Genomic DNA, 21,255 nt, shown 5'->3' with positions numbered 1-21,255 from the left:
TGTACTCCGGCACATCAGTCAGGTGACAGAGGCGACGATCATTGAGCTCTTCATATGGTCCGGGCCATGACCAAACGACCTGAACCCTACTCGGCAACCGTCATGGCGATCCTGGCCGTGGCCTTCTGCACCTGGGCACTGCTCACCCTCCCCCTTCAGGGCGCCATGGTGCTCGTCGCGGCGAGCGTGCTCGGCTGGAGCGGCTGGATCGCCTTCAGCTACACCCGCCCAGTGAAGTCCAGAAAAGTGATCGCCGTCTACCTGTGCGCGGTCGGCTTCCAGCTCATCCACATGGCCGAGGAGTACACCGGCGGCTTCCCCCACGAGATCGTCGAACTGTTCAACTCACCACGCGACTGGCCGGAGAACGAGTTCCTGCTCGTCTTCGTCTTCGGGTTCGGCGCTCTCTACTTCTTCGCCGGCGCCGGCGCGCTCTACCAGATCCGCGTCGCGAACTTCTTCCTGTGGTGGTACGCCCTCGGCGCCGGTCTGCTCAACGGGATCGCGCACTTCGTCTTCCCGATCATCAAGGGCGGCTACTTTCCCGGTCTGTACACCGCTGGCGGCCACCTGATCATGAGCGGCCTGCTCATCTACTTCCTGATCCGCGAGAACCGCGAACTGAAGGCCGCGGAGCACACGCGACCCGCAGCGATGAACCCGACGGCCTGACCGGCCACCCCGGACTCCGAAACACCACCCGACCCCCGCGAACGGAAGGATTCCGCATGTCGAAAACCGTCCTGGTGACCGGTGCGTCCACCGGAATAGGCCGCGCCACCGCACTGCTGCTGGCGCGTGAAGGGTTCACCGTCTTCGCCGGCGTGCGCAAGGACGCCGACGGAGAGGCGCTCGGCCGCTCGGTCACCCCGATAAAGCTCGATGTCACCGACGCCGGTCAGATCGCCGCCGCAGCAGAGCGCCTCGGGCGGCTCGACGCCCTGGTGAACAACGCCGGCATCGGGGTCACCGGGCCGCTGGAGTTCGTTCCGCTCGACGCGCTGCGCTGGCAGTACGAGGTCAACGTCTTCGGCCAGGTGGCCGTGACGCAGGCGATGCTGCCGATGCTGCGCGCCTCGCGGGGACGGGTGGTCACGGTCGGCTCCGTGGGCAGCTGGATCACGCTGCCGTTCGGCGGCCCGCTGTGTTCCTCCAAGCACGCCATCCGCTCGCTCAACGACGCGCTGCGCATGGAGGTCAAACCCTGGGGGATCCACGCCGTGCTCATCGAGCCCGGCTCGATTCACAGCGACGCCGTCGACAAGCTCGAAGGCGAGGTAGTGCCCCGGCTGGAATCGATCGGGCCCGAGGGCCGCCGGCTCTACGGCGCCGCGTACCGGACCATGACGAGCGCGGGCCTCAAGGAGGAGCGCTCGGGCTCCCGCCCCGACGTTGTCGCCCGAGCCGTCCTGCACGCCCTGACCGCGCGCAAGCCCCGCTCCCGCTACCCGGTCGGCAAGAAGTCGCGGCTGATGAGCACGCTCGGCCGGATCGTCCCCCAGTACACCCTCGATGCCCTGCGGCTGCGCGCGCTGGGCCTGTCCTGAACGGAGCACACTATGACCCAGCTCGCCGGCGCCGACGCCCTCGTCGCGCTCGACCCCGTCTTCGCCCAGCTCGCCGTCGGCGCGGGCTACAACCTCTGGGGCCTGACCCACCTGACGACGCGCGAGAAGGCCTTCGTCTGCCTGACCGCCGACCTGTGCCACCCGCATCTGGACCTGCCCCTGGCGATGCACGTGCAGATGGCTCTGGCCAATGGCGTCGAGCCGGGGGCCGTCAGGGAGCTCTACCGGCACCTGGCGCCCTACGTGGGCTATCCGATCGTGGTCACCGCCTTCCAACGCTTGACCGAGCTCGGACTGCCCCAGGCCCAGGACGACAAGCCCGTCGAACCCGCACCGCTGACCGGGCCGCTTGGGCGAGCCGTACGCGCCCTGGAGGACGTGGACTCGGGCCTGGCCGCCTTCACCGAGGACCAGCTCGCCCAGCGCTGGGCCCGCCCGCACCTCAGCGTCCGCGAGCGCGCGCTCGCCTGCCTGGTCGTGGACGTCTTCTACCAGACGCTCGGCGAGTCCCTGCGCCTGCACGCCGAGCTGGCCAGGTCGGCCGGGGCCACCGACGAGACCCTGCGCGACCTGCTCCGTGGTGTGGCCGAGTTCGGCATGCCCAGGGCCTGGGCCGCCGCGCAGGCGCTGCTCCCGCAGCCGAAGGAGGGCGCATGAACGTGGTGATAGCCGGAGGTGGGCCGGCCGGGATGATGCTCGGCCTGCTGCTGGCCCGCGCCGGGGTCGAGGTGGCCGTGCTGGAGAAGCATGAGGACTTCCTGCGCGACTTCCGGGGCGACACTGTGCATCCCTCCACCCTGGAAGCGCTGGACGAGCTGGGTTTGGCGGAGCGCTTCCATCAACTCCGGCATCGCAAGGTCACTACACTCAACGTGCCGCTGGGCGGCGGGCTGGCGCCCATCGAGGCGTTCGCCGGGATGAAGGTGAAATTTCCCTACATCGCCTTCGTGCCGCAGTGGGACTTCCTCAACCTGCTCGCCGAGGAAGCCCAGCGGTTCCCGAATTTCACCCTCCACATGAGCACCCCGGTACGCGACGTCATCCGCCGAGTCGGCAAGGTGGTGGGGGTCCGTTGCGACGACGGCCGCGAGTTCCACGCGGATCTGGTCGTCGGGGCCGACGGCCGGAATTCTGCGGTACGGCAAGCGGCCGGAATGCAGGTTCACGAGCTCGGCGCGCCCATCGACGTGATCTGGTTCCGCATGACCAGACACGCCGGTGACCAGGAGAATCTGGTCTTCCAGCTCGCCCGCGGCCGGGGCATGGTCGCCATCGACCGTGGCGAGTTCTGGCAATGCGGCTACCTCATCGGCAAGAGTGGCTTCGACGGCTGGAAGGCCAAGGGCATCGAGGCTTTCCGCCGGGACGTGGCGCAGGTGGCCCCGATGTTCGCCGACCGCACCGGCGAGCTGGCCTCCTTCGAAGTGATGGGTTTCCTGGAGGTCCGGGTCAACCGGCTGAAGACCTGGCACCAGCCCGGGTTGCTGTGCATCGGCGACGCCGCGCACGCCATGTCACCGGTCGGCGGGGTGGGCATCAACCTGGCCGTCCAGGACGCCATCGCCGCCGCCAACATCCTGACCCGCCCGCTGCTGGACGGCACCCTCGACGACAGTGATCTGGCCGCGGTCGAGCGTCGCCGGGAATGGCCCGCCGTGCTCACTCAGCGGGTGCAGGGGATCCTGCAGCGCCAGGCGTTCGACGACAAGCGCAAGGACGGCCAGCTGCCCGCCCTGGCCCGTTTCCTGATCCAGCGCACGGCCATCCCCCGCTATCTGGCCGGACGTTTCCTCGCCTTCGGCTTCCGCCCCGAGCACATCCAGGAGGTCCCGAGATGAGCGTGGCGATCTCGGGCGGCGGCCCGGCAGGGCTGATGCTCGGCCTGCTGTTGGCCCGCAAGGGTGTCGAGGTGACCGTGCTGGAAAAGCATGAGGACTTCCTGCGCGACTTCCGCGGCGACACCATTCACCCGGCGACCATGGAGCTTCTTGACCAGCTCGGCCTGCACGACCGCTTCCACAAGATCCCCTACGGGAAGTTCCAGAACGTCGGCTTCGGCAAGGACCTGCAGGTCGGCTCGTTGACCGAGCTGGGGCTGCGCTACCCGTTCGTCGCTATCGCGCCGCAGTGGGACTTCCTCAACCTCATCGCCGAGGAGGCCCAGCGGTACCCGAGTTTCACGCTGAACATGCGCTCCCAAGTGGTCGATCTGCTGCCGGAGGGCGGCGTGCGCTACCGCGACCCGGACGGTGAGCACGAACTGCGCGCCGACCTCACGGTGGCCTGCGACGGCCGCGACTCCCTGCTGAGGGCCAAGGCCGGACTGCCCGTGCGCACCATCGGCGCGCCCTTCGACGTGGCCTGGTTCCGTCTACCCCGGCGTGACCCGGACGTGGAGGAGTTTTACTACCGGGTCGCGCCCTACAAGTGGATCGTCGGATTCGACCGGCGCACATACATCCAGCTCGCCTACGTCTTCGACAAGAACCGGCGCGAGAAGCTGATCGCCGACGGCATCGAGGCCTTCCGTGACGGCGTGGCGCGGGCCGTACCGGAGCTCACCGATCGCGTGGCGCTGCTGCGTTCCTTCGAGGAGGACGTGAGCTTCCTCGACGTGCAGGTCAACAGGGCCATCAGGTGGTACGGCAAAGGCCTGCTGCTGATCGGCGACGCCGCTCATGCGATGTCCCCGATGGGCGGTGTGGGCGTCAACTACGCCGTGCAGGACGCGGTCGCAGCCGCCAACATCCTCTCCGACGCGCTCAAGAGCGGCGGACCGGTGCCGGAGCACCTGCTGCGTGCCGTACAGAAAAGGCGCGAGCTGCCCGTCGCGGTAATGCAGCGGCTCCAGCTCCTGATGCAGCGGCGGCTGGTCGAGCCCGCGCTGCGAGGAGAGGTCGCGAACGTGCCCAGAATGGCCACGCTGATGCGGCGCGTCGGTCCGGCTCGCCGGGCCTTAATGCGGCTACTCGCCGTCGGACTCAGAAAGGAAAGCATCCGATGAACGTTGTCATCGTCGGCGGCGGTCCGGCCGGAATGATGTTGGGGCTCCTGCTGGCCAGAGGCGGCATCCAGGTGACTGTGCTGGAGAAGCACGGCGACTTCCTGCGCGACTTTCGCGGCGACACTGTGCACGCCTCGACGATCCGGCTGATGGACGAGCTCGGGCTGGGCGCGAAGTTCCGCAAGCTGCCGCAGAGCCGCCTCGGCGAACTTGAGGCCCCGCTGCCTGACGGGAGCAGGATCACACTGAGCGACATCGCCGGACTGCCAGCGCCGTACAACTACGTCGCGATGATGCCCCAGTGGGATCTGCTGAACTTCCTGGCCGAGGAAGCCGCACGCGAGCCGGCCTTCACCCTGCTGATGAACACGGCGGTGACCGGGCTGCTCAGGGAGGGCGGCAAGGTCGTCGGCGTACGCTGCGGCGATCTGGAGCTCCGTGCCGACTTGACGGTGGCCTGCGACGGGCGGCACTCGACCATCCGCCATGAGCTGGGACTGGCGGCCCGCGAGTTCCCGGTGCCCTTCGACACCTGGTGGTTCCGGCTGCCCCGCCATCCCGAGGAGCGCGGCGAGATCGCGCGGCTCAACGGGCAGTTCAAAGGTGATCAGATCGCGCTCAGCTTCACCCGGGAGGACTACTACCAGATCGCCTATTTCACCAGGAAGGGCGCCGACCCGCAGCTTCGGGCCGAGGGAGTGGAACGCTTCCGCGAGCGGATCGCCGGGCTGCTGCCGCAGTTCGCCGACCGGGTGGACCACCTTCGGAGCATGGACGAGCTGCACCTGCTCGATGTGAAGCTCAACCGGCTGGAGCGCTGGTACGCCGAGGGTGTGCTGCTCATCGGCGACGCCGCTCACGCCATGTCACCAGCCGGCGGCATGGGTATCAACCTGGCCATCCAGGATGCGGTCGCCGCGGCCACGATCCTGATCGAGCCGTTGCGCGCTGGGAGCCTCTCCACCGCCGATCTGGCCGAGGTGCAAAAGCGCCGTTGGTGGCCGACTGTGCTCGTTCAGCGCTATCAGCAGGTGCTGCACCGCGTGATGTTCGTGCCCGCCTTCTCGGGCAAGGGCGCCAGACCGCCGCGCCCGCTGGTCTTCCTGGCCAGGTACCTCCCACCGTTCAAGAAGATCCCCTCGAAGCTGCTCGCGTTCGGTCCTCGCCCCGAGCACGCCCCGACGTACGCGCGGCGCCCGGAGCAGCGGCCATGACTGCGGTGGCCGCGCCCGAACGCCTGAATTCAGCCCTGCTCAAGCTCGCCGGCATCGTGGTGGTGGGCGCGCTGGCCTCGTTGCTGAACACCACGATCCTCAGCGTCGCCATCGACGGCCTCGGGCGGCACTTCGACGCGCCCCTGGCGACGGTGCAGTGGGTGGCGACGGCCTACCTGCTGGCCATGGCGATGGCGATCCCGCTCACTGGCTGGTCGGTGCAGCGGTTCGGCGCGAAGACGATGTGGTTGACGGCGCTGTCGCTCTTCCTCGCCGCGTCGGTGCTGTGCGGCCTGGCCTGGTCGATCGAGAGTCTGATCATCTTCCGGGTGCTGCAGGGGCTGGCGGGCGGCATGATCCTGCCGCTGGCCCAGACGATCCTGGCTCAGGCCGCCGGACCGTCGCGGTTCGGGCGGGTCATGGCGCTGGTAGCGATCCCGGGCCAGCTCGCACCGATCATCGGCCCGGTCCTGGGCGGCGTGCTCATCGACGGCGCGGGCTGGCGCTGGGTGTTCTTCGTCAACGTGCCGTTGGTCGGCCTGGCCTTGCTGCTCGCCCGGCGCGCGATGCCCTCTGGCCCGCCGCAGGGCCGACCGCCGCTGGACGTCCTGGGCCTCGTCCTGCTGTCACCCGGCCTGGCCGCCCTGGTGTACGGCCTCGCGCAGATCGGCGGTGCCGGAGGCAAGGGCTTCGGCAGCACCGTGTCGGTCATCAGCCTGATGGCCGGAGTGGGACTGGTCGCGTCGTTCGCCTGGCACGCCCTGCGGACCAGGACCGCCCCCCTCCTCGATCTCCGGCTCTTCCGCCACCGCTCGTACACGCTCGTGACCACCCTGACGTTCCTGTCCGGAGCCTCGATCTTCGGGCCGATGTTCCTGCTGCCGCTGTACTACCAGCAGGTCCACGGCCTGACGACCGTCGCGACCGGGCTCATGCTCGCCCCTCAGGGGATCGGCACCGCCCTGTCGCTGCTGGTCGCCGGGCGGCTCAACGACCGCATCGGGGCGCGCCCCCTGGTCCTGGTCGGGCTGGCCGTCACCGTCGCGGCGACGATCCCGTTCACCCTGTCCGGCACTGGCGACCTCATCCAGATCATCACCCTGCTGATCCGCGGCATGGGACTGGGCATCGCGGGCGTGGCAATGATGGCCGGCGCCTACCAAGGACTGCGCCGCGACCAGATCCCCGGCGCGACCGGCCTGACCAATGTCGTCCAGCGCGTCGGCGGCTCGCTCGGCACAGCCGTCCTGGCCGTCGTCCTCCAACGGGTCACCCAGGGCAACAGCACCCCCGCCGTGCTGGAAGGCGCCTTCGGCGAAACCTTCTGGTGGACAGTCGGCTTCGCTCTGCTCGCCCTCATCCCTGCATGGCTACTACCACGATCACGACCGGCGCCGACCGAGCCGGGTGCGCGTGGTGGCCGCGGAGCGACTCATTAACTGGATCGTCGAGTGCGACGGTGCCGCTGTGCCCCCAGGCGCTGTAAGCCGGATCACCCGCCGTGTCTGTCGCGGTTCTCAGCGCCAGCCCATCCATACTCATGAGCCCCTCCCCAACCGCACCAAAGGATCACCATGGTTCCCCTTGCCGACAACACACCTCCGAGCACCACCGCCCAGCCGGTGCGCAAGCGGCGCTGGCCCCGCTGGTTGGCGGCCGCGATTACGCTGCTGGTGGCCGCGATGCTGTTCGGCGCGTACGGCTGGCAGCCGGCCGAGGACGGCCGCGCCTTCCGCTCGCCGTACCTGGCCCAGGTCGGCTCACGCTACGCCGACACCCCGATCGCCCGCTTCCACTACGTCCAGGCCGGAGCCGGCACGCCGGTGATCCTGCTCTCACCCGGCGGCACCTCGGTCATCGGCTGGAAGGATCAGCTCGACGTGCTGGCCCGCGACCACACCGTGTACGTGGTCGACCTGCCCGGCCAGGGCTATACCCAGCTGTAGGACTCCGGCTTCGCCTTCGACCTGGATGCCATGGTCTCTGCCGTGGGAGCCTTCATGGACGGCCTCGGCGTGCGGCAGGCCGCCGTGGCGGGCAACTCCTGGAGCGGTGGCTGGGCCCTGGCCTTCGCCCAGCGCCACCCCGATCGCGTCACCAAGCTGGCCCTGCTGGATGCCACCGGACTGGACCTGCCGGGCACCTTGACGTGGGAACCCCTGAAGATCCCCGTCATTGGCGAGCTGGCCGTCAAGCTGTCCACCGGCAAGTCCACCGTTCGCAGTCTGGCCGAGGGTATGATGGTCAACAAGGGGCGCGTCACCGAGCAGCTACTTGACGAGTGGTGGGCGCCGATGACATCCGGGCCACCTACCTGCTGGAACGCCGTCTGGACTGGGCGCAGACCGAAAACGCGCTCCCTGCCACCAAGACCCCAACCCTGGTGTTATGGGGGAAGCAGGACACCATCCAGCCTGTCGAGCGCGCCCACCGCTTCGCCGAACTGCTCCCCAACGAGCAGCTCGTGATCCTGGACGGCTGCGGCCACGCCCCCCAGCTGGACTGCCCAGACCCGGTCAATCGCCACCTCCAAACCTTCTTCGCCGACTCACGATGACCCGGCTACACACTTCGCTCAAAGCGGAGGACGAGGTCATCTTGGGGCGGAACTTGTGCGCATCACCGGGGATGGCGACGATCGGCTGCGGGGTCGGAGCGGGAAGCGGAGGCAACCAGCCGCCACTATGTCAGAGCCGCGGCGAGATCGGCCACCGTTTGGTAGTTGTCGGGGTACTCCTTGGAATACAGAAGTAGGTACGGCTGATCTTGCAGAGGTCAAGCCGGTCGCCAAGAGTAGAACTCCGCCCCAACCGGCCGGTACCGCCGATGGCCGGTACCGCCGCGGTCGGGGCGGTTGTGCATCTGCTGGCCACCGCCATCGAGGAGGGCCGGTGCCGAGCCTCGACGAGCGGCGTGCCGGCCGGTGCCGCCTACCGCTTGCTGCTGTCCTGGCGGCGGGGCCCCGGCCGGCGGCTAGCGCAGATGCCGGGCGAAGAACCTGGCTGCGTCCTCCCCTGCGAACTGCGGGACTCCGGTGTGTCCGCCCATGTTGGCGTGCAGCGTTTTCTCCTTGGAACCGAAGGCGTCGAACAGGTCCAGGGCCGCCTGCCGGTCGTTTCCTTCGTCATCCCACTGCAGCAGGACATGCAGCGGAATCGTGACCTGTCGGGCCTCCTCGAACATGGTGCGAGGCACGAAACTCCCGGCGAAGAAGCCGGCGGCCACGATGCGGGGCTCGACCACCGCAAGCCGGATGCCGACGGAGATCAGTCCCCCCGAGTACCCGACCGGGCCGCCGATCTCGGGCAGCGACAGGAGGGCGTCCAGGGCGGCCTGCGATTCCGGGACCGCCTTGTCGAGGAGCGGGAGGATGAGGGCGTCGATGATCTCGTCGGTGACCGGCTCGCCGGCCTCCATGGCCCGGCGCAGGTCGGCGCGGGCCTGCTCGGCGGCGGCCGAACGGGGCCGGTGACCGCTGCCGGGGAGCTCGATGGTGGCCGCGGCGAAGCCCTCCGCCGCGGCGTGCTGAGCCCGAGCCACCAGACGGGGGTACATCCTGCGCAGTCCGAGCGGGGGGTGGCCGAGCAGGATCAGCGGGACCGGTGCGGATGCGGATACGGGCGTCCACAGGATGCCGGGGATCTCGCCGAGGGTGAATTCGCGTTCGAGGACGCCGTCATCGAGGCGCTGCTCAGTAGTGAATCGCATGGTCGTGCCTTTCGGGAGTGCTCGCGAACGGCGCTCCCGGACGACCTATCGCCCGACCGTGACCCCAGAGGGGAGCACCCATGTCGGAACATTCACGGGTACCACCTCCTCGGTCTCTCGCACGGCCTCAGGAAAACTAGCAGCGGCCGCCGTGATCCGCCAAGCGTGTTTCCTGCGCAGGCTCCGGCCGGATGCACCGACAGGCCGCATGCGGTTAGTTAGGTGCGATGTGAGCTCACCGATCACGTCCAACGACGTGGCCCTGGTGTTCCCTTCCTGAGTCCCGCCCTGCCCCGACCGGCGGAGGCGGAACCTCAATGGTTCGGCCGGTGCTTGCTCTGCAAGATCAGTCGTACGCGGCTCTGCACAACAACCAGTACGCCGACAGTAGTGGACACCGCTCATACCGAGCGACCTGGCCGCCTCCACGTTCTCCAGCCGGTCATCCACGAACAGGCACTGCTCCGGAACGGCACCGGCGACCTCGTAGATGCGCCGGTCAGGCTTGGCCATTCCAACCCGCGCGCTGCTGACCACGGCGTCGGCGAAGTGGGCAGCGCACCCAGGACGGTCACCCCCGCAGACCTGTCAAACCAGAAGCGACAGGTGGATCCAAGGCGGGCCTTGCGCTGCGCGTAAGCATCTCAGTAGTCCTTTGCTCGCCATGAAGCTGGCAACGAGGAAGTCGTCTTCGCCTTCGACAGGGCTGGGACCGATATTTCATAGATCGCAACGTTGTCGCGATGTGGGCTACAGGCAGCAGGAAGGCAGCGCGAGCCTCGGTGCGGGCCGGTCCCGAACGCGAAGCGATGGGCGCCGGCACCTGCTCGTCGACGAGGGTTGCCACCGGTCGGCAGCAGGCGACAGGTTGCGTCCGCATCCCCCCGACGGGGGTCGGTGTTGGGTGTTCGTCTGGGCGACGGCCCGGACGGTGTGCCCAGGGGTGTCGCCTGCGGCGCAGTTGTAGGGGTTTGGCGCGGATACTGGCGGGGTGGTGGAGAAGCAGGCGACGGAGTTGACCCGGTGGACCATCCACGGCGAGCGGGTGGTGGACGACTCCCGCCGAGCGCGGTTGAGCATCGCCGAGGTGGAGTTGCCGGACGGGGTTCGCTTCGAGCAGTACGTGATCCGGGCTCCCCGGTCGGCCATGGTCGCCGTACTCGACGATCGAGAGCGCCTTTTGTTGCTGCGGCGGCATCGGTTCGTGTTCGACCGGTGGGTGTGGGAGCTGCCCGGTGGCTACGTCGACGGTGAGGAGCAGCCGGCGGCGTGTGCGGTGCGGGAGGTCGAGGAGGAGACCGGCTGGCGGCCCCAGGCGGTGGAGCCGTTGCTGTCCTTCCAACCGTGGGTCGGCACTGCGGACGCCGAGAATATGCTGTTCCTGGCCCGGCAGGCTGAGCACATCGGCGCACCTGTGGACGTGAACGAGGCTGAGCAGGTCGCCTGGATTCCGCTCGACGAGGCGTACGGGCTGGTGTCCCGGGGTGAGATCGTCGGTGCCGGCACGGTGATCGCGGTGCTGGAGTTGGTGGCGCGTAAGGCCCGGGGAGAGCTGTGACGGTCAGCGTCGTGGGCCGAGAGTGGCGTCGACGCGGCCGGTGAAGTGCCGGACGGCGGGTAGTCGCCGGTGTGGGGCGAGTTGGGTTTGCAGGTCGCGGAGGTAGCGGACGGCTCTGGCGGAGCGTAGCGGCCGACTCCACCCCTGTGACGACCGCCAGCACTGGCTACGGATGCGAGCCCACTTCGGGCGGTTCCTCGTCGACGAGCAGTACAGCAGCGAAGTACAGCAACCCCCGCCCACCGAACCCGACCCGAAGCGACGACAGCACGCCGGATGACCTCGAATGACACCCGATCCGACCGACCTGCCGAGAGAGGTCAGGACTGGCGGATCGCTTCGCCGGCGATTTCGATCCGTACGCTCGTTCCCACGAGGAACCCACCGCTTTCCAGCGCCACGTTCCAGACCAGGCCGTAGTCCTCACGGTTGATATCCGCCGTGGCGTTGAAACCGAAGATGTCCTGTCCGAAGGGGTCTCGGCGAGCGCCGCCGAACTCCACCTGGAGGTCGACCGGCCGGGTGATGTCCTTGACCGTCAACTCCCCGGTGAGGACGAACCGCCCGGAGGCGGAGGGCTGCGGGGGAACGTGGTCGAGGGCGCTGCGACCTCTCCGGTGACTGCGCAAGCGAGCCCAGAAGAAGATGGAGTCGGCCTCCTGCCACTTGATTCCTGTGCTGCGGTACTCCAGCGTCGGGTACTTCCCCACGTCGAGGAAGTCGGGGCTGCCCAGGTGGGTATCCCGTTCGGCGTTGTTGGTGCTGAGGCTCGCCGCCTGGATGGTTGCGGTCACCGAGGAGGTCAGTGGGTCCTCGCCGACGTAGAGTTGGGCCGTCGCCTCGCGGAACTCACCGCGTACGGGGCTGACCATCATGTGTCGGGCGACGAAACCGATCCGCTTGTGGGCCTGATCCAGCACGTAGGCGCCGGCGGCGGGGATGGTCATGCCGTTCCAGGTCCGGGTGGCGAGATCGGTCATCGTTGTCCTTCCTCTCGAGCCGTTCCCGGCTTGATCGACGTGCTGTCGCGGTCTCACGGAGGGTCACGCCCTGGTCGTCTTTGGTGGGCGGTCGCGTGGCCGCTGCGGAGCTTACGCCGAGGTGAACGCCGCAGGCCCGGCAGCGTGGCCGAATTCACCTGAGTGCCCCAGCCGTGGCGTTTTGTCTGGTAGGTCCGACTCGGTGACGCTGCGGAACTTCATCATCAGCATCAGAACCAGCATCAGCATCAACCGAAAGGTGGACAGAAGTGGGACCAGTGTGTCGAACCTGAAGTCGTTCGCCCTCATGGGCACGATCGGTCAGCACCCGACCCCGCTCGTGTGCCGGCCGCCAGTTGCGCCCGCCCAACGCCGTCGACAGCGCACCGGTCACGCCGGTCCGTTCGGCCAACATCCGCAGCAGCGACACCGCGACCGCCGACGATCCGCCCCGGCCCGGTCGCTCCGGCCCTCGCCGTGGCGGGTACCCGACGAATCAGATTGACGACAGTCGATGCTTCTTTGCCCCGCGCACCACCTCTGGCAGTGTGCAACCGCCAGATAACTCAGTGGACAGGGCGGGCCGGGGGCGATGGCGAAGCGTTGGTTGGTCACAGGGTGTTCGAGCGGACTCGGTGAGGCTCTCGCGGCCCGGCTCGCCGCCGAGGGCGAACAGGTGGTGGCGACGGCCCGGCGGCCGGAGACCCTGGACGGGTTGGTGACGCGGCATCCAGGCAACGTGGTGGCCGCCGCTCTGGACGTAAGGGATCCGGAGCAGTGCGCGGCAGCCGTCGAGCGGGCGGTGGACGCCTTCGGTGGCGTCGACATCCTGGTCAACAACGCGGCCTACGGACAGTTCGGCACCTTCGAGGAGGTCTCCGACGCAGAGCTCGCCGCGCAGTTCGACACCAACGTCTTCGGGCCGTGGCGCCTCACCCGCGCGGTCCTGCCGGTGTGGCGGGCGCAGCACTGCGGGCACGCCGTCTTCGTCAGCTCGGTCGCCGGCATGGTTCCCTTCCCGGGGCTCGCCGCGTACACCGCGAGCAAGTTGGCGGTGGAGGGGGCGGCCGAGTCGCTGGCCGCCGAGGCCGGGCACCTCGGGGTCAAGGTGACCATCTTGCAGCCGGGCGGCTTCGCCACCGCCTACAGTGCCAACTTGGTGCTGCCGGAGCACCGGATCGAGGACTACGCGCTGGTCAGCGACGGCATGCTCGGCGCGGTGCGCGGCATGAACACCAAGGCGGAAACCAACTCCCCCGAACTCTTCGCCGATGTGGTCTGGCGGCTCGGCCAGATGGAATCGCCGCCGCTGCGGCTGCCGGTCGGAGCCGACTCGGAGACGTTCCTGAAACCCGCCTACGACGCCCGACGCAGTGAGTTCGACCAGGTGATCAGGGCAGGTCATCACACCGTGGCGTGAGCAGCTGCGCGAAGTGCTCGTCGCCAGCTGACAGGTGAACCGGCGGCGGCCAGGATGAACCAGCCCAGCAGGTGGGGTGTCCCTCGCGGCTCCCAGCTCCGCTTCAACGCCCGAGTCCGCCTACGGATGCGGCGGTTCAGAGACGAGCAGGAACAGCGTCGTGGTGTCGGCCGGTGCTGTGCGCCGTGCTGTCATCCGACGGTACCGGCGGCGTAGCCGATCAGGATGGTGCCGGGTGCCCACACCGTGACGGCGACCGCGTCGTACACGAGGAACCGGCGGTAGCGCATGCCAGCGACACCGGCCACCCGCGGCACGAGCGTGCGTACGAACGCGGTGCACCGGCCGATCGTGACGGCGATCCCGCCGCGCCGCACCAGGTGCTCGGCGCGCCGCCAGCGCCGGCTTCCGATGCGCCGGCCCAATCGACCGGTGCGCAGCCGGGGGCCGGCGATGCGGCCCTCCCAGTAGCCGACCGAGTCACCGAGCAGCGCGGCCAGCACCGCTACCGCGGTCGTCACCGGCAGGTCCAGCGTGCCGGTGGCCGACAGTGCGCCGAGTGCCAGCATGACCGACGCGGCCGGCACGAACGCGCCGAGAAGCACCCCGACCTCGGCCGCGATCAACAACGCACCGGCGGCGTAGACGGCCGGCGGTGGCAGCTGCGACCCCCGCTCCACCAGCCAGGTTCCCAGATCCATTTTTCCACCGTAGGCGGGCCGGAGGGTGCCTGGCCTCGATCGAGCGGGCCCGGACGCGGCCGGTGCGGCGGCCGACCGGCCGGTGGATCGAGGCACGCCGGCCGATCGAACGAGACCCGTCGACCGGTGGTGGTTCGTATCGTCACGGTGTGGACGTGACAGCCCGCCGGCCAGCCCGCCCGACGTGGCGCCCGGTGCTGCTGTGCGCAACGGTCGGTACCGGGGTCGCCGTGGTGAACGCGCTGTTCGACTGGCCGATCGGGACGGCGGAGCGATGCATCGCGATCGTCCTGGCCGTCGCGAGTGGCCTGCTGCTCGGTACGCTACCCAGGTGGCCGCTGGTCGCGGTCGGCGCCGAGGCGGTCGCGCTCGTGACGACCACCCGGTTCTCGCCCTTCACCAATGCCGCAGCGCTGCTGTTCCTCCTCGTCGCGCTCGGCGTGCTCGGCCACCGCGCGCGCTGGCCGGTCACGCTGGCCGGTGCGGTCGCGACATACGCCGCGCTGGTGGTGCAGGCGTCGTTCGGCAGCGACATCGACGCGCCGTTGGCGACGCTGCTCGGCGTGACGGCCCTGCCCGTGGTGGCCGGCCGCTACCTGGCCGGCGTGCAGCGGGCCCGGCGAGTGGCCGAGGAGCGGGCGGCGGAGGCCGAGGCGCGCCGCAGAGTCGAGACCCATGCGGCGCGGCTGGCCGAGCGGGCCCGACTCGCCCGGGATCTGCACGACATCATCGCGCACCACGTGGGCGCGATGACGCTGCGGGCCAGCGTCGGCACGCTCGCGCTGGACAGCGGCGGTGACCCGGCGGTGGCCCGCGCCGCGCTCGTCGACGTGGCCACGACCGGGCGTCAGGCGCTGGACGAGCTGCGCGGCGTGCTGGCGGTGCTGCGTGACCCGGACGCGGTTGACGCCGGCGAGGGGTCGGCGTTGGTGACCGACCCGGAGGCGACACTCGTCGACGCGGTCGACCGGTTGCGCCGGGCGGGCGTGCCGGTCACCTCCGAGGTCGACCCGCGGCTGGCCGACACCTCCCTGCTGGTGCGCACCACGGTGGTTCGGGTCGTGCAGGAGGCGTTGACCAACGTCCTCAAGCACACCGGTCCGGGCGCCGAGACCACGGTCGGCGTCACGGTTTCCGGCACCGGCGCGGTGCGGGCGGTGGTCGAGAACGCGCCGCCGTCGGGGCCGGGACCGACACCGCTTCCGGCATCCGGTCAGGGGCTGGACGGGATGCGGCAGCGGGTCGCCGTGCTCGATGGCACGCTGACCGCCGGCCCGACGCCCCGGTCGGGATGGCGGGTCGAGGCGAACCTGCCGGGAAAGGGGTTGCAATGATCCGTGCGCTCGTCGTCGACGACCAGGGCCTGGTCCGGGCCGGCATCCGGGTCCTGCTCGACACCGCACCCGACATCGAGGTGGTCGGGGAGGCGGCCGACGGGCACAACGCGGTGCGGTTGGCCGAGCGGCTGCGCCCGGACGTCGTGCTGATGGACATCCGCATGCCACGCGTCGACGGCATCGAGGCGACCAGGCGGCTGCTGGCCGCGGCACCGTTGACGAACGTGCTCATCCTCACCACGTTCGCCGACGACGACAGTGTCTACGGCGCGCTGAGCGCCGGCGCGGTGGGGTATCTCGTCAAAGACGGTGAGCCGGCCGAGATGCTCGACGCGGTGCGCCGGGCCGCGCGCAGCGAGCCGCTGCTCGCACCGTCCGTGCTCGCCCGCGTCGTCGACCGGGCCCGGCGATCCCACGCGGCCGACCGGGACGGCGACAACGAGCAGCCCGACGCCGCGGCCCTGGCCGCGCTCACCGCCCGCGAGCGCGACGTGCTCAGCCTCGTCGGCGTCGGGCACTCCAACGCCGAGATCGCCCGAGACCTGAACGTCGGTGTGACGACGGTGAAGACGCACATCGTGGCGCTGCTGGAGAAGCTCGGTGCCCGAAACCGGGTGCAGGCCGGCATCCTCGCTCACCGGCTCGGACTCGTCGACGAGCAGTTCCGCCCACGTCGGGAGCCGGCGGACTGACGCCGCGGCCGGCGCGCGTGGTAGACCAGCGCCGGTGGCAGGTTCGCCCACACCGTCCGGCCGGCCACCACTTCCTCGAAGACGCCGGTCAGCCGGTTCCGCAGCCGCCGGGCGGGGCTGGTCCAGCTCGCGTGCAGGTACGCGAACGTGGTGAACGCGCCGTGCGGTGCCATGCCGGCGACGATCGCCGCCATCGTCCGGTCCACCAGCGCGGCGGGCAGCACCGTCCAGGGCAGCCCGCTCACCACCACGTCGGCCGGTGGCAGCCCGTACGTGGCGAGCACGTCCGGCAGCTCGTCGGCTGCCGCCGCCACCACGTCCACCAGCGGAAACCGGCGCTCCAGCAGCGCGGTGAACACCGGGTCGACCTCCAGCGCCAGGTGGTTCCCTCGACCGCCGAGCCGGCGCTGGATCAGCTCGGTGAACGCGCCGGTGCCCGGCCCGAGCTCGACCACCACCGGATGGCCGGTGTCCGGCACCGGCGCCGTGGCCCGCCACGCGAGCCGCGACGAACTCGGTGCCACCGCGCCGACGCGCCGCGGGTTTTGCAGGAACCGATTCAAAAACAACGCCGTCTCTGTCGTCACGACGCGCACGCTACGAGCCGGCGCCCGGCCGGTGCCTCGATCGGTTGGCCGAAGCGTCGACCGGTCGATCGGTACGCGGGCCTGGTGGGTCTCGGTGTCGCCTGGACGAGGCCCGGCTGCGACGTCTGGCCGGCGCCTGCGGGGAGGGGCCGGCGGTGGCCCGGATGGTCGCCGTCGACAGACGACAGGTGAACTCAGATCTCGCTGTCCATCGAGAGCCTTGACGGGCCGGACGTGGCGGTGCACAGTGTGGAATACGTTTTCCCGGCTGGTCGGTTCTAACCCCGAGGAGCTCGCCGATGCCGTCCCCTCGACCAACCAGACGTCGACAGTTGGCCGCCGCAGGGGCGCTGCTGCTGCTCACCACGGCCCTGGCCGCCCATCCCGCAGCACCGGCGGCTGCGGCGGCACCGGCTGTGGGTGTGACGTACTACGTCAGCGGCGCCGGCGACGACGCCGCGTCGGGGCTGGACGAGGCGCATGCCTGGCGCAGTCTGGCCAGGGTCAACCAGACGACGTTCCAGCCCGGCGACCGGATCCTGCTGCGTGCCGGGGACCGCTGGCAGGGCCAGCTCTGGCCCAAGGGCTCGGGCCTCGCCGGCAAGCCGATCACGATCGACCGGTACGGGTCGGGCGACAAGCCGCGCATCGACGGTGCCGGCACCGTCGGCGACGCGGTGCGACTCTTCAACCAGGAGTACTGGACGATCCGGCATCTTGACGTGTCCAACGCCAGCGGCACGAGCGGGGAGAACCTGCGCGACCTGCGCGGCATCCACGTCAGCGGCGACAACAGCCAGACGCTGGATGGTTTCGTGGTCGACGGCGTCGACGTGCACGACGTGTCCGGCGAGGTCAACTGGATCGGCGGCAGCGTGGAGAGGAACGCGCCCGGCATCCATTTCCAGACCGGCTGGGACGGCTCCAAGAAAACCGGCGGCATCGTGTTCGACACGACCGTCCCGGACATCAGCGCACCACCCGCCACCCCGACGGTCCTCAACGACGTGCTGATCCAGAACTCGACGGTCGCCGACACGTCCTTCGCCGGGATCGTCGTCAAGCAGTACACCGGGGACGGCAGGAACGCGGCGGGTCAGACGACAGCGACGCCGACCGGCTGGGGCACGCGGCAGAACGCGACCGATCCGAAGTTCGCCCCGCACACCAACGTACGGATCCGCAACAACTTCATCACCCAGGAGGGCACGCCGTACGGGTGCAACGGCATGTACGTCACCAACGTGCGCGGCGCGGTGATCGAGCACAACGTGGTCCACCGGGCCGGCACCTCCGGCATCGAGACGTACTTCGCCGACGACGTCACCATCCAGTTCAACGAGGTGCACGAGACGCAGCAGAAGGCGGGCGGCGCCGACTCCAACGGCATCGACCCGGACAAGGGCACCACCCGCCAGGTCGTGCAGTACAACTACCTGCACGGCAACGGCGATGGCCTGCTGCTGTGCCAGTTCGTGTTCGGCGACGTCGTGGTGCGCAACAACGTGATCCGCGGCAACACCCGGTACCAGATCTACCTCCACTCCGACCGGGCCGCCCGGGCGAAGATCTACAACAACACCCTCTACAACGACCGCAGCAACTACCTCATCTACGGCTACGGCAGCTCGCTGCAGGCCGGCTACGACATCCACAACAACCTGCTCTACTCCACCCGCGCCGGGGCGACACTGACCACCAGCCCGACGATCTCGTACCGCGGCAACCTCTACGGCGGCGCGATGCTGTCCGTGCCGCCCGGCGACAGCACCGCGATCATCGGCGACCCACTGTTCGTCGATTCGGCCCCGGGCCCCTCCGGCACCGCCGAGACCGGCCCGCGCCTCGAGTCGGCGTACGGGCTGCGGGTGCGCTCCGGCTCACCGGCGGTCAACACCGGCACCCACGTGGCGGACAACGGCGGGCGCGACTACGCCGGCGACCCGCTCTACAACGGCGCACCCGACCGCGGCGCGTTCGAGTACGCGACCGCCCCCGGCGCGAGCACCGAGTCGGTGACCGGCGACGTCCGGACACCCGCCGGCGCTCCGGTGACCGGCGCCGTGGTGACCGTGGCCGGGGCGCCGGCGACCGCGACCACGGGCACCGACGGCCGCTTCTCCGTGCGGGGTGTGCCGTTCGCTGACCGGATCACGGTGACCGCGACCCGCGGCGGGTACACCACCGCGACCGTGACCGTCGACGTGCGGCCCGGCAACACCACCACCGTGGCGATCCCGATGATCTCCACCAGCGTCGTCGGCGCGATCGCCGGCCGGGTGCTCGACCAGGCCGCGCAGCCGCTGGCCGACGCGGTGGTCACCGTCGTCGACGGCGAGCAGAGCCTGGGTACGGCGACGAGCGGCCCCGACGGCGAGTTCCGGGTCGAGGCGGTGCCGATCGGATCCGGCTACACCGTTCGGGCCGGTGCGGGTGGCTACGCCACGGCGGCCCGGTCCGACGTCGAGGTCACGCCAGCGACCACCACTGAGGTCGGCGCGCTGCTGCTGACCCGTCCGACGCCGGACTACCCGGCCGTCCACGACTTCGACGACCTGACCACCGGACCGCTCACCGCCGGCGGGGGACTGGCGGTCAGCGCCGCGGGCGGGCGGGCCGAGGTGGTCGAGAACCCGTCGGCGGCGGACAAGAGCGCGAGGCTCACCCGCACCACCAACAGCGGCCGTACGAGCGTCGCCCGAACGTTCGACCCACCGCTGGCGGGCATCGTCACCGTCGAGGCACGCGTCATGATCGACCAGCCGTATGCCTCCGGAAACCACTGGTGGGGTGTGCCGTACATCCGCGGCAACGGCGGCCAGACCGCGATCAGCGTCGCTTTCACGAAGAACACCATCGTCGCCTACTCCGGCACGGCGACCCGCACGCTGGGCGCGTACGACCTGGGCCGCTGGTATCACGTCGCCACGGTCGTCGACACGGTGAACCAGCGGTTCGACCTGTACCTGGACGGTCGGCGGCTGCTGGACGACGCCGCGTTCCGTAACTCGATGGACGGCGTCGCGCAGATCGACTACTACGCCGACAGCTCCAACTACGGCAGCGTGCACCTGGACGACGTCCGGGTTGCCCAGGGCGTCGCCCTGCGGCCCGACGACGCCGGCCTGGCCACCCTGAACACCGACCACGGGCAGCCGGAGGCGAAACCTGGCGGCGGTTACCTGCTCGAGGTCCCGGCGCGCGTGGCCGAGATCGAGGTGACCGCGGTAGCACGCAGCCCGTTCACCCGTTCCGTGGCGATCGACGGTCAGCCGGCGCCCGGCCCGCAGGCCACCCACACCGTCGCGCTCGGACCGACCGGCAAGGTCGTACCGGTGGTCGTGGTGGCCGAGGACGGCACCGAGGCGACGTACCCCCTGGAGGTGAGGCGGCATCCGCTCGCCGCGGACGCCAGCCTTTCGGCGCTGGCCACCAGCGCGGGCACCGTCGAGCCGGCCTTCGACCCGGATCAGCTCCGGTACCACCTCGCGTTGCCCTACGAGACGCGGACCGTCACCGTCACGCCGACCGCCACCAATCCGCGCTCCACCGTCACGGTCGCAGGCAAGCCCGTACCCAGCGGGAGCGCGTCGGCGGCGGTACTGCTGTCGGTGGGCGACACCGAGGTGGCCGTCGAGGTCAGCTCCGAGGACGGCACGGCCACCGCACGCTACGCCGTCACGGTCTCTCGGGCAGCGCCACAGCTGCCCCAGGACGGTGCGACGCGGGTGCCGGGGCGGGGCGTGCTGTCGAGCACCAGCGGCTGGGGCGACGGGCTGCACGACGGGTCGTTCGACATCGTCATGAACCTGTGGTGGGGCGTGAACGCGAGCGTCTTCGTGCTCTACGAGAACGGCGCCGAGATCGCCCGCCGCGACCTCACCGCCGCCACCCCCGCCGCCCAGAAGGCCACCGTGTCGATCACCGGCCGACCCAACGGCACCTACGTGTACACCGGCGAGCTGCGCAACCAGGCCGGCGTCACGGACACGAGGCAGGCGACGGTCACCGTCACCGACGCCAACCCGGGCACACCGCAACTCAGCAGCGACAACTGGGACGGTGACGGCGACTACACGGTAAGGATGAACATGTGGTGGGGCACCAACGCCGGCCAGTACCGGCTGTTCGAGGACGGGGTGCTCGTCGACACGCAGCAGCTGAGCCCGGGCACCCCGAACGCCCAGCACGCGGCCACGGTGCTCGCCGGCCGGGCGGGCACCCACACGTACGTCGCGGAGCTGACCAACGCCGCCGGCGTCACCCGCGGCGCACCGCTGACCGTCACGGTGCGCCACAGCGGCTTCCGCACCCCTCGGCAGGATGCCGAGGAGCGAGGTGTCCCGGCCGCAGTGGGTCACTCCGATCAGCTGAGGTGACAGCCTGCCGTTCTGGCTTCTCTACCTAGCCCGTTGTGCGCTGCTGCCGGCCTGGCCAGTGGCGCGCTCCATCCGATCCTGGCCCGCCTGGCCTGGGGTGGCCCGCT

At 69.9% G+C, this 21,255-nt stretch carries 19 protein-coding genes; 14 read left to right on the top strand and 5 right to left on the bottom strand.

Annotated elements, in window-relative coordinates; translation table 11 throughout:
- Positions 1-66: 66 nt before the first annotated feature.
- The 9 genes from E1193_RS05455 (at position 67) to E1193_RS05410 (ending at position 8,343) form a co-directional block, all read left to right on the top strand.
- Positions 67-672, top strand: coding sequence for an HXXEE domain-containing protein (locus tag E1193_RS05455; protein ID WP_165945651.1), 606 nt, complete (start codon positions 67-69; stop codon positions 670-672).
- 56 nt (positions 673-728) lie between these two features.
- Complete coding sequence (locus tag E1193_RS05450) at positions 729-1,547, top strand: SDR family oxidoreductase (protein WP_132180856.1); 819 nt, start codon at positions 729-731, stop codon at positions 1,545-1,547.
- Positions 1,548-1,559: 12 nt separating this feature from the next.
- On the top strand, positions 1,560-2,225 hold the full coding sequence (locus E1193_RS05445; RefSeq protein ID WP_132180854.1) for a carboxymuconolactone decarboxylase family protein: 666 nt from the start codon (positions 1,560-1,562) through the stop codon (positions 2,223-2,225).
- Positions 2,222-3,406: an FAD-dependent oxidoreductase gene (locus E1193_RS05440; protein ID WP_132180852.1), complete on the top strand. Its 1,185-nt coding sequence runs from the start codon at positions 2,222-2,224 to the stop codon at positions 3,404-3,406. The genes E1193_RS05445 and E1193_RS05440 overlap by 4 nt, the downstream gene beginning before the upstream one ends.
- Positions 3,403-4,572 carry an FAD-dependent oxidoreductase gene (locus E1193_RS05435; RefSeq protein ID WP_132180850.1) on the top strand — a complete coding sequence of 390 codons (1,170 nt, stop codon included), beginning with the start codon at positions 3,403-3,405 and terminating at the stop codon, positions 4,570-4,572. The genes E1193_RS05440 and E1193_RS05435 overlap by 4 nt, the downstream gene beginning before the upstream one ends.
- Positions 4,569-5,786, top strand: coding sequence for an FAD-dependent oxidoreductase (locus tag E1193_RS05430; protein ID WP_132180848.1), 1,218 nt, complete (start codon positions 4,569-4,571; stop codon positions 5,784-5,786). The genes E1193_RS05435 and E1193_RS05430 overlap by 4 nt, the downstream gene beginning before the upstream one ends.
- Positions 5,783-7,225 carry an MDR family MFS transporter gene (locus E1193_RS05425; protein ID WP_132180846.1) on the top strand — a complete coding sequence of 481 codons (1,443 nt, stop codon included), beginning with the start codon at positions 5,783-5,785 and terminating at the stop codon, positions 7,223-7,225. Before E1193_RS05430 ends, E1193_RS05425 begins: the two co-directional genes overlap by 4 nt.
- A 135-nt stretch (positions 7,226-7,360) precedes the next feature.
- Positions 7,361-7,732 (top strand): hypothetical protein, encoded by a 372-nt coding sequence (locus E1193_RS05420; protein ID WP_132180844.1) that lies wholly within the window; start codon positions 7,361-7,363, stop codon positions 7,730-7,732.
- Positions 7,733-8,070: 338 nt separating this feature from the next.
- Positions 8,071-8,343: an alpha/beta hydrolase gene (locus E1193_RS05410; protein ID WP_243707300.1), complete on the top strand. Its 273-nt coding sequence runs from the start codon at positions 8,071-8,073 to the stop codon at positions 8,341-8,343.
- A gap of 416 nt (positions 8,344-8,759) precedes the next feature.
- On the opposite strand, the gene E1193_RS05405 is transcribed toward E1193_RS05410, so the two are convergent.
- The gene (locus tag E1193_RS05405) at positions 8,760-9,494 is read right to left on the bottom strand and encodes an alpha/beta hydrolase (RefSeq protein WP_132180838.1); all 735 of its coding nucleotides are present in this window, start codon (positions 9,492-9,494) and stop codon (positions 8,760-8,762) included.
- 991 nt (positions 9,495-10,485) lie between these two features.
- Here E1193_RS05405 and E1193_RS05390 point away from each other — a divergent pair.
- Entirely contained in the window at positions 10,486-11,052 is a 567-nt protein-coding gene (locus E1193_RS05390; RefSeq protein WP_132180836.1) for an NUDIX hydrolase, read from the top strand.
- A gap of 320 nt (positions 11,053-11,372) precedes the next feature.
- On the opposite strand, the gene E1193_RS05380 is transcribed toward E1193_RS05390, so the two are convergent.
- Together E1193_RS05380 and E1193_RS31735 are read right to left on the bottom strand one after the other, a co-directional pair.
- Positions 11,373-12,032 (bottom strand): YceI family protein, encoded by a 660-nt coding sequence (locus E1193_RS05380; protein ID WP_132180832.1) that lies wholly within the window; start codon positions 12,030-12,032, stop codon positions 11,373-11,375.
- 111 nt (positions 12,033-12,143) lie between these two features.
- Complete coding sequence (locus E1193_RS31735; RefSeq protein WP_165945649.1) at positions 12,144-12,281, bottom strand: hypothetical protein; 138 nt, start codon at positions 12,279-12,281, stop codon at positions 12,144-12,146.
- 343 nt (positions 12,282-12,624) lie between these two features.
- On the opposite strand from E1193_RS31735, the gene E1193_RS05375 reads away from it, so the two are divergent.
- Positions 12,625-13,452, top strand: a complete 828-nt coding sequence (locus tag E1193_RS05375) for an SDR family oxidoreductase (protein ID WP_132180830.1) — start codon at positions 12,625-12,627, stop codon at positions 13,450-13,452.
- Positions 13,453-13,643: 191 nt separating this feature from the next.
- Here the strand turns inward: E1193_RS05375 and E1193_RS05370 are convergent, their stop codons facing one another.
- A complete protein-coding gene (locus E1193_RS05370; RefSeq protein WP_132180828.1) occupies positions 13,644-14,153 on the bottom strand; it encodes a DedA family protein in 510 nt (169 codons plus the stop codon).
- 149 nt (positions 14,154-14,302) lie between these two features.
- Between E1193_RS05370 and E1193_RS33660 the strand changes: the two genes are divergently transcribed.
- Positions 14,303-15,487, top strand: a complete 1,185-nt coding sequence (locus E1193_RS33660) for a histidine kinase (protein ID WP_165945648.1) — start codon at positions 14,303-14,305, stop codon at positions 15,485-15,487.
- Entirely contained in the window at positions 15,484-16,182 is a 699-nt protein-coding gene (locus E1193_RS05360) for a response regulator transcription factor (protein ID WP_132180824.1), read from the top strand. Before E1193_RS33660 ends, E1193_RS05360 begins: the two co-directional genes overlap by 4 nt.
- Here E1193_RS05360 and E1193_RS05355 read toward each other — a convergent pair.
- Positions 16,125-16,769 (bottom strand): SAM-dependent methyltransferase, encoded by a 645-nt coding sequence (locus E1193_RS05355; RefSeq protein ID WP_243707299.1) that lies wholly within the window; start codon positions 16,767-16,769, stop codon positions 16,125-16,127. The two genes, E1193_RS05360 and E1193_RS05355, sit on opposite strands and share 58 nt — an antisense overlap.
- A 299-nt stretch (positions 16,770-17,068) precedes the next feature.
- Between E1193_RS05355 and E1193_RS05350 the strand changes: the two genes are divergently transcribed.
- Entirely contained in the window at positions 17,069-21,148 is a 4,080-nt protein-coding gene (locus E1193_RS05350; RefSeq protein WP_132180822.1) for a cadherin-like beta sandwich domain-containing protein, read from the top strand.
- Positions 21,149-21,255: the final 107 nt, after the last annotated feature.

The organism is Micromonospora sp. KC606, from assembly GCF_004348675.1.
GTDB lineage: Bacteria > Actinomycetota > Actinomycetes > Mycobacteriales > Micromonosporaceae > Micromonospora.
The sequence above is the reverse complement of the archived record's forward strand: the minus strand, read 5'-3'. Positions and strand labels throughout refer to the sequence as shown.